The organism is Gemmata obscuriglobus (assembly GCF_008065095.1).
In the GTDB taxonomy this organism is placed as follows: domain Bacteria; phylum Planctomycetota; class Planctomycetia; order Gemmatales; family Gemmataceae; genus Gemmata; species Gemmata obscuriglobus.
Window position 1 is genome coordinate 939,143 of record NZ_CP042911.1, and the last position, 12,982, is coordinate 952,124.

General features: G+C 68.4%; 12 protein-coding genes. 7 read left to right on the forward strand and 5 right to left on the reverse strand.

The features are described 5' to 3' along the window. Positions 1-70: 70 nt before the first annotated feature. The gene (gene ppk1, locus GobsT_RS03905) at positions 71-2,239 is read right to left on the reverse strand and encodes a polyphosphate kinase 1 (RefSeq protein ID WP_109571317.1); all 2,169 of its coding nucleotides are present in this window, start codon (positions 2,237-2,239) and stop codon (positions 71-73) included. A gap of 493 nt (positions 2,240-2,732) precedes the next feature. On the opposite strand from ppk1, the gene GobsT_RS03910 reads away from it, so the two are divergent. The 3 genes from GobsT_RS03910 to GobsT_RS39320 all read left to right on the forward strand — a co-directional run bounded on the left by GobsT_RS03910 (position 2,733) and on the right by GobsT_RS39320 (position 4,874). Then, on the forward strand, positions 2,733-2,945 hold the full coding sequence (locus GobsT_RS03910; RefSeq protein WP_010050337.1) for a hypothetical protein: 213 nt from the start codon (positions 2,733-2,735) through the stop codon (positions 2,943-2,945). A gap of 234 nt (positions 2,946-3,179) precedes the next feature. Next, positions 3,180-4,199, forward strand: a complete 1,020-nt coding sequence (locus GobsT_RS03915) for a 3'-5' exoribonuclease YhaM family protein (protein WP_010050336.1) — start codon at positions 3,180-3,182, stop codon at positions 4,197-4,199. Positions 4,200-4,226: 27 nt separating this feature from the next. Beyond that, a complete protein-coding gene (locus tag GobsT_RS39320) occupies positions 4,227-4,874 on the forward strand; it encodes a hypothetical protein (RefSeq protein ID WP_010050335.1) in 648 nt (215 codons plus the stop codon). 140 nt (positions 4,875-5,014) lie between these two features. On the opposite strand, the gene GobsT_RS03925 is transcribed toward GobsT_RS39320, so the two are convergent. Next, entirely contained in the window at positions 5,015-5,866 is an 852-nt protein-coding gene (locus tag GobsT_RS03925) for a DedA family protein (protein WP_109571316.1), read from the reverse strand. 336 nt (positions 5,867-6,202) lie between these two features. After that, a complete protein-coding gene (locus tag GobsT_RS37460; RefSeq protein ID WP_010052763.1) occupies positions 6,203-6,646 on the reverse strand; it encodes a TIGR03067 domain-containing protein in 444 nt (147 codons plus the stop codon). Between the two features lie 153 nt (positions 6,647-6,799). On the opposite strand from GobsT_RS37460, the gene GobsT_RS37465 reads away from it, so the two are divergent. After that, the gene (locus tag GobsT_RS37465) at positions 6,800-8,284 is read left to right on the forward strand and encodes a hypothetical protein (protein WP_162542184.1); all 1,485 of its coding nucleotides are present in this window, start codon (positions 6,800-6,802) and stop codon (positions 8,282-8,284) included. Positions 8,285-8,476: 192 nt separating this feature from the next. Here GobsT_RS37465 and kbl read toward each other — a convergent pair whose 3' ends face one another. Both kbl and GobsT_RS03945 read right to left on the reverse strand, forming a co-directional pair. Next, positions 8,477-9,670, reverse strand: a complete 1,194-nt coding sequence (kbl, locus tag GobsT_RS03940; RefSeq protein ID WP_109571315.1) for a glycine C-acetyltransferase — start codon at positions 9,668-9,670, stop codon at positions 8,477-8,479. Between the two features lie 371 nt (positions 9,671-10,041). Beyond that, positions 10,042-11,259, reverse strand: a complete 1,218-nt coding sequence (locus tag GobsT_RS03945; protein ID WP_010049829.1) for a DUF697 domain-containing protein — start codon at positions 11,257-11,259, stop codon at positions 10,042-10,044. 111 nt (positions 11,260-11,370) lie between these two features. Between GobsT_RS03945 and GobsT_RS03950 the strand changes: the two genes are divergently transcribed. The 3 genes from GobsT_RS03950 to GobsT_RS39325 are packed head-to-tail and all read left to right on the forward strand — an operon-like array spanning position 11,371 to position 12,960. Further along, a complete protein-coding gene (locus GobsT_RS03950) occupies positions 11,371-11,979 on the forward strand; it encodes a DUF6580 family putative transport protein (protein WP_010049827.1) in 609 nt (202 codons plus the stop codon). Continuing rightward, on the forward strand, positions 11,976-12,266 hold the full coding sequence (locus GobsT_RS03955; RefSeq protein ID WP_010049825.1) for a YciI family protein: 291 nt from the start codon (positions 11,976-11,978) through the stop codon (positions 12,264-12,266). The genes GobsT_RS03950 and GobsT_RS03955 overlap by 4 nt, the downstream gene beginning before the upstream one ends. A gap of 19 nt (positions 12,267-12,285) precedes the next feature. Next, the gene (locus tag GobsT_RS39325) at positions 12,286-12,960 is read left to right on the forward strand and encodes a hypothetical protein (protein ID WP_010049821.1); all 675 of its coding nucleotides are present in this window, start codon (positions 12,286-12,288) and stop codon (positions 12,958-12,960) included. Positions 12,961-12,982: the final 22 nt, after the last annotated feature.

Genomic DNA, 12,982 nt, shown 5'->3' on the forward strand with positions numbered 1-12,982 from the left:
CAGCGCGCTACCAAGGTAGACGGGCTCACCGCCGAGAGGTTCCTCTCTCGGCGGTGAGCCCGTCTACCCTTTACCGCCGTTTCGTGCGGCGGGTCGGCTTGGGTGTGGCGGGGGCGGTTGGTGGGGACGCGGGCGGCACGTTCGCCTGCTCCAGGAACCGCAACTGGCTCCGCGCCGCGGGCTGCCCCTCCGGCGGCGCGACCCGCCGGTAGCGCCCGTCGGGCAGCAGCTCGCGGGCCTTCGTCGTGTCGGCCAGCGTCGTGCGCAGGATGTCGATGACCCGCTGCTTCAGGTCCGCCTGCTCGATCGGGAACACCACCTCCACCCGGCGGCTCAGGTTGCGGTCCATCCAGTCCGCGCTGCCCACGAACACTTCCTGTTCGCCGCCGTTCTCGAAGTAGAAGATGCGGCTGTGCTCCAGGAACCGGTCCACCACGGAGATCACCCGCACGTTCTCGCTCACCCCCGGGAGCCCCGGGCGCAGCGAGCAGATCCCGCGGCACGCGATCTCGATCCGCACGCCCGCCTGGCTCGCCCGGTACAGCGCCTTCACCACCGCCGGCTCCAGGATGCCGTTCACCTTCACCATCAGCCCCGCCGGCTTCCCGGCCTTCTGGTTCGCGGCCTCGCGGTCGATCTTCTCGATCATCTGCGTTTGCAGCCGCAGCGGCGCCACCAGCAGCTTCCGCATGGGCGGCAGCGTGGTGCTGGCCGTGAGGTGGTTGAACAGCAGGGTCGCGTCCTCGGCGATCTCCGGGTTGCAGGTGAACAGCCCCAGGTCCGTGTACACCCGGGCGGTCTGCGGGTTATAGTTCCCGCTGCCCAGGTGGACGTACCGGCGGATCGAGTGGTCCTCGTCGCGGCGCACCACCAGCGACACCTTGCAGTGCGTTTTGAGGCCCACGAACCCGAACACCACGTGGACCCCGGACTTCTCCAGCTCCCGCGCCCACAGGATGTTGCGCTCCTCGTCCATGCGGGCCTTCAGTTCGACCACCGCGGTCACCTGCTTGCCGCGGTCGGCGGCCCGCTGGAGCGCGCGCACGATGGGCGAGTCGCTGCTGGTGCGGTACAGCGTCTGCTTGATGGCCAGCACCCGGTCGTCGGCCGCGGCGGCCTCAATGAACTCCACCACCGGGGCGAACGACTCGAACGGGTGGAACACGAGCACGTCGCGGCCGCGGATCACCGACCACGGGTTGGTGGCCTGGGCGAACGCGGGCACCGCGGCCGGGGTGAACGGCGGGTCGCGCAGGTCGGCGAACCCGGGCACCCCGTGGATCTGGAACAGCCCGGTGAGGTCCAGCGGGCCGGGCGTCGGGCACACGTCGTCGGGGTTCAGGTTCAGCCCGTCGGTGAGGAACGTGAGCATGTCGGGCGGCGCGCCGGCGTCGATCTCCAGCCGCACCGGGTGCCCGCGGCGCCGCGCCCGCACGTGCGCCTCGATCTCCTCGAGCAGGTCGTCCACCTCGTCGTCCAGCTCGTACTCGCTGTCGCGGGTCACGCGGAAGGCGACCGCGAGGACGCTCTCCAGCCCGGGGAACAGTTCCGCCAGGTGCAACCGGATCGCGTCTTCCAGGGGAAGGAAGGCGTGCTGCACGGGCGGCGCCGGGTCGCCGCCGGTCGCCGCCGCCTTTCCGTTGCCGGCCCCGGGCAGGGCCACGAACCGCGGGAGCACGCTGGGCACCTGGACCACGGCGTACACCGGGTCCGCGTCTTTGGGCCGGTGCAGCCGCACGGCGAGGTTGAGCGATTTGTTGTGCAGGTGCGGGAACGGGTGCGCCGGGTCGGTGGAGAGCGGCGTGAGGACCGGGAAGATCTCGCGGGTGAACAGGTCGCGGATGTGCGCCCGGTCGGTGTCGGAGAGCTGGTCCGGGGCGCGCACCACGATCCCGCGGGCGGCGAGCGCGGGCAGCACCTCCTGGTGCAGCACCCGGTACTGCTCGGCGACCAGCTCGCGGGTGGTGGCGCGGACCTGCTCCAGTTGCGCGCGCGGGGGCATCTGGTCGGCCCCGGACCCGACCGGCAGGTTCGCCTGCACCTTCTGCTGGATGCCGCCCACCCGGACCATGTAGAACTCGTCCAGGTTGGAGCTGAAGATGGCCAGGAACTTGAGCCGCTCCAGCATGGGCACGGTCGGGTCCTGGGCCTCCTCGAGCACCCGGCGGTTGAACTCGAGCCAGCTCAGGTCGCGGTTGGTGTAAAGGGTCGGGTCGTCGAGGTTGACGGGGGCTTGCACGACACCAGCTCCATTCGACGGGGCAGACTAAAGAGGTCAGTACGGCGGTCCGGCCCGCGCGGGTCCGGCCGGCAAATCTGCGCGCACGACGCCCGACTCGCTTGCGCGGGCAGTTCGACGCACGCGCGTCCGCCGATCGGGTTTATTCCCGGTCCCAGCCGTTCCCTGGCGCACGGTGAGGCGTGCCGAACTCGGGAATGTAAAAACCCCACCGTATCTCGACTTGCGCCGCGGTACGGTGGGGCCGGAACAGAGAAGAGGCAGAACTCTTGCAACATATTGTCCGGGCGTCCGGCATCTGTCAACACCAACCGCGCGAAAAACGTCGCGGCACCGTTAGACGCCCGGCGGCGCCAAGCCCGAAATCCTGACGACACAACCGTTTACTCAATGGCCGTGGCCGCCGCTCATCTCCGGCCGCCTCACCGGACAACCAGACAATGGTTCGTTACTGGGCGCCCGCAGGGTAGCCGCGTGCGGGTGCTGCTCGACGTTGCCCGCTTCGTTTTCGCCGTGGGCCGACACCTTGAACGCCCTGTACCAGTTCGACTTCCCACTCGGCGAAGTTATGCGCCCCACCCGTGCCGCGCGGCCGTTCACGACCACCCGGGTCACGACCACGGTGTCGGTCGTCGTGACCCGCACCCGCACGACGGCGGTCACGATGAAGAACGTGGCCGGGCTCCATAACCGCGTGTACGGATAACGCCCGACATTCCCAGTGCCGAGCGACAATATCTCTCGACAAGTGGATATTGCGCGACGCATCTATTATCTTTGTGGAATCGCGGCTAACAAGCCGAACCGCGCGCGCATTCGTTGTCCCAGTAGGGTCACATGTTGCTCAGCGCGTTCGGCGGGTGACGCCGAGCCGCCCGTCGCATTCGCCCCTGTTTCGCGGTAGGATGCCGGTTCCGCCACCGAGCCCCAGAGACGCGCCGTGTCTAAAGCCAAGAAGCCGATGCTGGCGAAGCTGTCGGACCTGCAACCGGGCCATTACGTCGACTGCTTCGTGCAACTCGCCGAGAAGAGCCGCGGCACCACCCAGCAGGGCAAGCCGTACATCGCGTGCAAGTACCGCGACGCGCGGCGCACCGTCGGGTCGGTGCCGATCTGGGAGGACTCGCCCCTGTTCGCCGACGCGCTGGACTGGCAGGCCGGGCAGTTCTTCAAGGTGCGGGCCACCTACACCGAGCACGAGAAGTACGGCCCGCAGCTCGACATCGAGCGGATGCGTCCGGTCAACGAGGCCGACCGGGCCGACGGGTTCAGCGAACTGGACTTCGTGGAGCGGTCGCGGTTCGACTCCGAGGAGATGTTCGCCGACCTGACGGCGCTGGTGCGGACCGAGATCACAGACGCCCCGCTGCGGGCGCTGGTGCTCGCGCTGTTGGACGCCAACGCCGCGGGGCTGAAGGCGGTCCCGGCCTCGACGCGGCACTTCTACCCGTTCGCCGGCGGGTGGCTCGAGCACACGCTCGCGGTGGCCCGCTCGTGCGCGTGGCTCGCCGGCCAGTACGCCGCCCGGTTCCCCGAACTGAACCCGCCGCTGAACCGCGGGCTGGTGGTGGCGGCGGCGGCGCTCCACGACATCGGCCGGGTGCGCGGGGTGGACATGCCCCCCGGGCAACCGGGGCGCCCTAGCGTGCCGGGCGAACTGTTCGGTCACGTGTTCCTCGGCTACGAGATGATCCGCACGGCGGCCGCGGGCGTGCCCGACCTCGCCCCGGAACTGCTCGACCTGCTGCTGCACTGCGTGGTCGCGCACCCGCGGGCGCCGGAGTGGGGCACGTCGCGCCCGCCGTGCATCCCCGAGGTGCTGATCCTGCACCACGCCGACGAACTGGACGGGCGGTTCGAGATGTACGCCCGGTGCCTGACACGCGACACCGCCGACGGCCCGTTCACGAACCGCGACCCAGTGCTCGGCCGCCTGCTGCTGAAGGCCCGCAAGGTGTGACGTGAAACCGTGTCCGAGGAACGCGAGATGACGGAGGCGGAGTGGCTCGCCGCAACCGACCCGACGCCGATGCTGGAGTTCCTTCGGGGCACAGCCAGCGCCCGGCAGTTGCGGCTGTTCGGCTGTGCGGCGGTCCGCGCCGTTTGGTCTCAGTTGGCTGAAGAGCTTCCGAATGCAGTGGCGGTTGCCGAGGAATATGCCGATGGGACGGTTTCAAAAGCCGCCTTGCGAAGGGCGAGGCACATCCTGCGGGACAAAAGAGACGAACTGGAGGCGGCGGGCCTGAATGAAAGCCCGCGTTGGAACATTTACTGGCTCGCTGAGACGGTTGCCACGATCAACGCTTATGATTCTGTCGTTGCCGAACTGGATCGACTCGGCTCAGACTCGCCGCAACTGGTGGCGCCCGACTGGCCGGTGCTTAGCGATCGCTTCCGCGACGTCTTCGGCAATCCCTTTCGCTCTATCGCGGTAGCCCGGGAATGGCTCACCTCGGACGTTCGCGCCCTGGCCGAAGGCATTTACGCCGAGAGAGCCTTTGACGGCCTCCCGATTCTTGCAGATGCACTTCAAGAAGCCGGCTGCGACAGTGAGGACCTTTTGAACCACCTGCGCGGCGAAGGGCCGCACGTACGGGGCTGCTGGGCGCTGGATCTGGTGTTGGGTAAATCGTAGCCGACATCAGTCGGCTTTAGCTGCGAGGCCCGGTTGGGATAGTCGCACGCGGTGCCCGATCGCCGCCGCGAAAAGCGGGCGGCGCCCACTCGGCGCAAGCACACCCTTTGAAACGCGTGCGACCTGCGCATCTTTGGTCTTCACTTCAGAGGCGGCGTAGAGCCTTCGGGTGTGACCAGTGCCGGTGCGGCGCCGGCTTCCCCTTTGCTCTCAGGGAGGAGAGCCGGTTGCTCGGGCGGCGGAACGGCCGTTACGGCCGCGGCGGCCACATCCGCCGTTTTCCGCCCGGCGCGCCAGGCCTTGAAGCCTTTCCACATCATCGGAAGCACCGACAACGCGATGACCACGACCACGACCTTGTCGATCTGCTTCGCCCAGGTGAAATCGGGCTTGCCGAGGAGCTGCTGAACCGGCGGGTCGGCCAACGGGATCAGGTAGTAGCCGAACAGGATCATGCTGAAGATCCAGCCGATTCCGCCGAACACGTTGTACGACAGGAACGTGCGGAACTCCATCCGTGTGGCCCCCGCCACCACCGGCACGAACGTGCGGACGATCGGGATGAACCGGGCGATCACGATCGTCTTCCCGCCGTGCTTCTCGTAGAACGCGCGCGCGCGCTGAAGGTACTCCTGCTTGAAGAACCGGCTCGACGGGCGGTTGAAGATCGCCGGCCCGGTCTTCCACCCGATCCAGTAGCCGACCGTATCGCCGACGACGGCCGCAACGCTGAGCGCGATCAGCAGCGGCCACAGGTCCCACCCGCCGATCTGTGCGACGATGCCGACGACCACGAGCAGCGAGTCGCCGGGGAGCAAGAAGCCGATGAGCAGGCCGGTTTCAGTGAAAACAATCAGCGCGACCGCGACCAGCGCCGCCCAGTACACGCCCGCCGGTTCCAGCGCCGCCCGGAACTTCTCCGGGTGGCTCAGGTTCCGCGGGTCCACCAGCGTTTTGGTGATCTCCCAGACCTGCGAGAAGAACTCTTCCATGTCGCGTGATGTCCTGTGAGGTGCGAACGGCAGCGGTCGGGGGCAAACGACGGGGCGTGCGCGGGAGGCACCGTTTGTCTCCCGCGCACGCCCCCGCTTCGGACTTCACTTCGCCTTCTTGCGGAGCAGCTTGAGAACCACTTCGTCCCGGCCTTCGCCCTGATACGTGAACCCACCTGCGGCTCGTCAAGAAAGCGGCAGTATTACCGGGCAGGTGTATTAGAAGTCCTCCGGGCGTTCCTGCCCCCGCCACGCTGGGCGAGGGTCAGAAACGCGACGGCGGTCGGCGGGCGCACGGCTCGGCCTCCGGTGAAGTGAGGCGCCGGGCGCGGGCGGTCACTTCTCGGCCTTCTTGAGCTTCAGCACGATCACGTCTTCGTCGGCTTTGAAGCTGTCGTCGGTGGGGAACAGCTTGGGCCGGTCGCCCTTCTCGGTGAACACCAGCGTGAGTTCGCCCTTCTCCAGCTTGTAGATGCCGGGGAACGTCTTGCCCTTCTCCGGGCCGTCGTTCGGGACCAGGTCGATGGTCGCGAGCTTGTCGGCCGCGCCCAGCTTGACCTTCGCCACCTTCTTGTCGTCCGGCCCGAACGCCATGACCAGTTCGTCGCCCTTGATGGTCACCGTGGCCGTGTCGGTCAGCTCCTTCGGCGCCGCCTTCCCGCCCTTCTCGGCGGCCGTGACCTTGTACGTACCTTCGAGCTCTTTCAGCCCCTTCTCGTCCGCCGCGGCGGTCGTCAGCGCCAGGACCAGCACCGCGAAGGCGAGCACAAGGTGTTTCATGAGCGTCGATCCCCGTCGTGAGGGTGCAGAAACCATAGCCAACAGTCTACGCCACAGCGCGCGGCGCGGAAATGGGAAACGGGCGCACCTTGACCGCGCCCGCCGGGTGCCGTTACAACGGAACGGTTCCTTTCGCCCGGGCGGACCGGCGCCATGACAGACGAGTTGGCCGAAGCGCTGGTCACGCTGTTCGAGCGGCTCGGCCCGTACGCGCAGACGGACCCGCACCTGCGGGCCGCGGTGCAGGGGTTGGGCCGGGCGGTCTCCGCGTGGGCCGAGCAACTCGCACCGCCGACCGCTTCCGAGCCAGTGACTCCCGCCCCCGCTCCGTCCCCCCCACCGCCCCCGCCCGCTCCGCCGGTCGTGATCCCTTCCGACTTCACGCTCGCCCGCCCGCCCGAACCGAGCCGCCCGTTCTACCAGGACGAAGACGGGCACGGGGTCACCCCGGTCGAGCCGGCGGTGGTCGCCCGGCGGTGCCGGCTGAAGGCCGAGGCCGCCCGGGTGGTCGCGGCCCGCAAGCGCGGGGAAGCGGCGGCGCACGACGACCTCGTGCGCCGGGCCGGCGCGGTGCCCGACTGCGACCTGTGGATGCTCCACCCGGGGGACTACGTGGACGCGCCCAAGGCGTGGGACGACCTGGGCGGGGCGTTCGCGGTCGGCGCCGAGGCCGCGGACCTGCTCGCGGCGCTGGAGGGGCTGCCCGAGCCGCTCGCGTCCCGGCACCGCGAGCAGGTCCTGTACGCCGCCGCCGAGGCCCAGGCGCTGGTGTGGGCCGGCGTCCTCGACGTCCACCGCCGCGCCGACAACGACCAGATCCACCTGTTCATCCATGTTCGCGAGCGCGCCCGCGAGCACCGGCTGTACATCAACCGGTATCTGCGGAAGGAGGACCGCGTTTCCGCCGACCGGTGGCCGGAACTGCTCGCCCGGCTGGCGACGCTCCGCGACCTGCTCGCCGACGCCCGCAGCAAGGCCCGCAGCCGCGAGAAGAGCCTCACCAACCTGAAGTACAAGCTCCGGAAGATGGCCGCCGCGCCCGCGGCCGCGACCGGCGACTGGCCCCGGGTGCTGGAACTGCTCGAAGAGGTGGTGGCGGCCGGGGTGCCGCCGAGCAACGTCGAGGTGCGCGAGCTGCTGTTGCCGGTGCTCGACTCGCTGCCCGAGGACCTGGAGCCCGGGCCGCACGCCGAGCGGGCGTTCGCCGCGGCGACCGAGTACCTGGCCACCCGCCCCACGCCGGCGGAACTGCTGGGGGCGGAGCCGCCGGGGGCGGAGGTGCGCGCCGCCGCCGACCTGCTCCGCGGCCGGGAGCTGGTGCTGATCGGCGGCGTGGAGCGGCCTGCGGCCCGCCGGGCGCTCGAGGCCGCACTCGGTCTCAGCCGGCTCAACTGGCTCTCGACCCGGCCGCACGAGTCGGTGACGTACTTCGAGCCCGCGGTGGCCCGCCCGGCCGTGGCCGCGGTGCTGCTCGCGATCCGGTGGTCCAGCCACAGCTACGGCGACGTGAAAGATTACTGCGACAAGTACGGCAAGCCGATCGTGTACCTGGCCGCCGGGTACAACCCGAACCAGGTGGCTCACCAGATCCTCGCCCAGATCGGCGAGCGGCTCCGCGCCCTCGGCCGCACCGGGTAGAGGCCAGACGACGTGTTCACCGCAGAGTGCGCGAGAAGGCGCAGAGAAAACCGAGAGGAAATGTGCGTGAGAATCACGTCCACGCGCACAGCGCGAATGCTCTTCTCCGGTTTTCTTCTCACTATTCTTGCATTTCCTTCGCGCCCTCTCGCGTCCTCTGCGGTGAACACGTCGTCCGGCCTCCATTCTCGGCTACGACTTCAGCACCCCGATCTGCTTGCCGACCTCGGTGAAGGCCGCGATCGCGCGGTCGACCTGCTCCGGGGTGTGCGCGGCGCTCACCTGCATCCGGATGCGGGCCTGGCCGTGCGGCACCACCGGGTAGCTGAACCCGATCACGTAAATGCCGCGCTTCAGCAGCTCGTCGGCCATCTTCGTGGCCACGGCGGCGTCGCCCAACATCACGGGCAGGATCGGCGTGGGGCCGGGCTTGATGGTGAAGCCGGCGGCCTCGAGCCCGCCCCGGAGCTTCGCGGTGTTGGCCTTCAGCTTGGCGCGCAGGTCGGTCGCCGACTCGGCCAGTTCGAGGGCCTTCACCCCCGCGGTCACCAGCGCCGGCGGTACGCTGTTGGAGAACAGGTACGGGCGCGACCGGTTGCGGAGCCAGTCCACGATCTCGGCGCTCGACGCGGTGAACCCGCCGCTCGCGCCGCCGAGCGTTTTGCCGAGCGTGCCGGTAATCACGTCGATGCGGTCCAGCACCCCCAGCTCTTCGGCCCCGCCGCGGCCGGTGGCGCCCAGGTGCCCGGTCGCGTGGCAGTCGTCGATGCCCACGGCGGCGCCGTACTGGTCCGAGAGCTGGCAAATGTCGGGGAGCTTCGCGAGGTCACCGTCCATGCTGAACACGCTGTCGGTGAAGATCAGCTTGAACCGGCACCCCTTGGCCTCTTCGAGCTTGGCCTTCAGGTCGGCCATGTCGTTGTGCTTGTAGCGGAACCGCTGGGCCTTGCAGAGCCGCACCCCGTCTATGATCGAGGCGTGGTTGAGTTCGTCGGACAGGATCGCATCCTGATCGGTGAGAAGCGGCTCGAACAGCCCGCCGTTGGCGTCGAAGCACGAGATGTAGAGGATGCTGTCGCCCTTGCCGAAGAACTTCGCGATCCGCTGTTCGCCCTGCTTGTGAACATCCTGCGTGCCGCAGATGAACCGCACGCTGGACAGGCCGTAGCCCCATTCCTTGATGCCCTCCTGCGCCGCCGCCACGATGTCCGGGTGGTTCGCCAGCCCGAGGTAGTTGTTGGCGCAGAAGTTGATGACGTCCTGCCCGTTCACCGTGATGCCCGACATTTGCGGCGAGGTGATGCGGCGCTCGGCCTTGTACAGCCCCTTCGATTTGAGGTCCTCAAGCTGCGTGCGCAGGAAGGCGTTGATGTTATCGGCCGGCATGAAAAGGCTCCGTGTTTGGAGCCGGTATTTTAGTGGGCGGGCGTTCCGGCACCAGAACCGGACCGCTGTCGCGAACGGGCGTCGAAGCACTCCGGTCGGTTCAAAAGCGGCACGTGGCGGGCGCCGAATCGGACCAAGCCTGGTTGATACGCAAGTTGTTCGGTGCGGGATTCGCGGTGGCGACCCACCCCCGGCCCCTCCCTGAAGGGAGGGGAGCTTGGCTGATGCGTCTGGTGGCGCTCGACGCGCAAGGCGTTTCGGACGTGTCTTCCTTCCCCTCCCTTCAGGGAGGGGCCGGGGGTGGGTCGCCACCGCGAATCCCACACCGAATACGATCCCGCGAAACAGTCACTCCTCAACCGGATTTGGCATCAGTCCTTTGTCACCGGGCGGAGCAATCGGCACGCGTAGCGCCCCAGACGGATCAGCAGCACGCGGTTCAGGTAGCCGGTGGTCACCTTCGCGCCCACCTTACCCACCACTTTTCCGACCACGCCCGCGCTCACGCTCACGCCGACCGTACTCATCGCCTCGTTGAACAACTGGTCGTACTGGTCTTCCGCCAGCTTCTCCCACTCGGTCGCCTGGCCCGCGAGGTAGGCGTTAAAGAAGGTCCGCCCCATCAGCACCGCCGTCCCGGTGCGCCCGGCCCGCAGGTTGTACAACTGGCACAGCTCCGAGAGCATGGAGAACGTGTAGAACAGCGTCGCGCCGGAGTCGATCATCGCGTTCGGGGCCACGGCCGTCAGCACCCAGATGCGGCTCGCCCAGTACCGGGCGCGGGCCTCCGCGGCGGCGTCGATCACGCTCTGGAACTGGTCGCGGAACCGCGCGAACCACTGGTCCGACGAGGCGAACTTGTCGTGATCGAGCAGCTCCGCGCGAACCGCCTTCAGCCGCGCGACCGCGTCGGGCGTGAGTCCGAGCTTTTCCAGGGCGCGGCGGTCCCTTTCGGTGTCGATCGGGTAGGTCTTCAGGTACGTCTCGATCTGCGCCCGCGCCTCGTTGGTGCGTGCCGCCGCGAGCCACCGCAGCCGGGTGCGGTTCGACAGCTCCTTGATCCCCTTCACCCGCAACTGCCGGTTCTCGCGCAGCCGCACGTACAGCACGAGGAACCGGACGAACGCGTACAGCACGCAGCACCCGAACAGCCCCAGCCCGGCGTACCCGACGTACTGCGCCCACTCCGGCTGCGCCGCCAGGGCGTGGAGCAGTTGGGCGGTCTGGTTGAACAGGAACACCCCCAGCACCCCGGTTACGCCGAGCAGCGCCGCGAGCGCGATCGGCGAGCCGAACCACCCGAGCCAGCCGAGCCCGGTGGGGTCCGAGGTGAGGAGCAGTTCCGCCTCAGCGACATCGCGGGCGGCCTGCTCGTCGTCGAGGAGCTTGAGCTGGGCGAGGTCGGCGCGGCTCAGCTCGGTGAGGTCCGCGGGCACCTGGGGCGGGCGCCCGAGTTCCGTTTCGCCCGGGCGCAGCTCGAGCCCGTCCGCGCCCTCGGGGGCCGACGGGCGCGTCGGTGCGGGCACGCGCCCGGGGGCGAGCGCGGCGCCGGGCACGCCGATGCGGAGGTCGTCGTCTTCGGACTGCATCGTTCGATCCTCGCGTGAAGCGGTGTCCGGCGCGGCACCATTGTACCCGACTTGCGGGCGGGCCGGAACGGACCTACATTGAGCCTCTCATTCAACCGGAGCCGCGGACGCATGAACACGCCACCGACCACCTTCAAGCCGATGACGCTCGCGCTCGCCGGCGCGGGCCTCGCCCTGACCGCGCTGCTCCCGCTCGCGTTCGCACAGGCGCCCGCCGAGTACCGCGTGTGGAACGCCAGCGTGATCGGCGCGCTCGCGCTCTTCGCGGCCGCCCGGCTCGGGCTCTGGCAGGGCCTCGCGCTCACCGCGGTGGCGATCGCGCTGAAGGACCTGGGGCTGTACCTCACCACCGCGTGGTGGGAGCCGTACCCGCCGTCGTGGCTGTACTTCGCCGGGTACGCGCTGAGCGGCTGGGCTCTGCTCCGCCGCTCGCCGTCCGTGGGGCGGGCCGTCGGGGTCTCGCTGGGCGCCAGCGTGGCCTTCTTCTTCGTCAGCAACTTCGTGAGCTGGCTCGAACTGGCCCTCCCCTATGAGCGTTCGCTCGGCGGGCTGTTATCTTCATACGCGGCCGGGGTCCCGTTCTACCGCGGCACGCTGCTGGGCGATGTCGGGTTTGGCGCGCTGTTCTTCGGGGCACACGCGGTGCTGGCTCGGGCTTACTTCCCCGCGGAGCGCGTCAACGCGGCCCCGGCGGCACACGAGGCGGAGGGGAACTGGTGAAATACGCGGCCGTCATTGAGTACAGCCAGGATCAAGAGCTGGTGGGCACGCACCGCCCGGCGCACCGGGCGTACCTCGCGAGCCTGATCGAGAAGAACCAGCTCTTCGCTAGCGGCCCGACCGAAGACGGGTACGGCGCCCTCATCGTCTACGAGGCCGACTCGCCCGAGGCGGTCGAGGCCCTGATGAAGGCGGACCCGTTCTTCGCGGCCGGCGTGTTCCTGAAGTGGACCGTCCGCCCGTGGAAAATGGTGCTCTTCAACCCGAAGCTGGCACCGCAAGCGTGAACCGACAGTGAGGCCCGATATGTTCGATGCCGCCATCGAAAGGGGCACACGCGAGTTGTGGTGGCGTCACGAAACCCACCCCCGCGACCTGCTAGAGTTCCTTGAAAATCGCTGCCAAGGCCGGAAGTGGCGCCTCTTCATGTGTGCGTGCGGGCGCCGCTGTTTGGACCAAATGCCCAGCGCGGTATTTCGAAACGCCGTTGCCACGAGTGAAGCTTACGCAGACGGCTTCGCGTCCACTGAAACGATGTCGGCCCTCGCCCACGACGCGAGCCGTGAGCTACAGCGATACTACGATCAAACAAAGCCGCATTGTGCGGGTAGCGTTGCCATTGAGGCGGCATCCCTGGGAGGTGCTTATCTCTTCGAATGCACGGTGCGTCTGATCGACTTCGCAGCTTGTATTACGGAGAACGAGGCTCTTGAAAATGCGGTCCAAGCGCAACTCGTCCGCGACATTTTCGGCAATCCATTCCAGCCCGTGGTGTTCCACTCAGAGTGGCTGACCTCTACGGTTCGCGCACTCGCGCACGGGATGTACGAGTCTCGCGACTTCAGCGCGATGCCGATCCTCGCCGATGCACTGCAAGACGCGAGATGCGAGGACGGTGCCATCCTCGACCACTGCCGCGACCCGCACGGCGTCCACGTCTGCGGGTGCTGGGTGGTTGACCTCGTACTCGGCAAGTCGTGACGTTACGCTTGTGGTGAGGAGG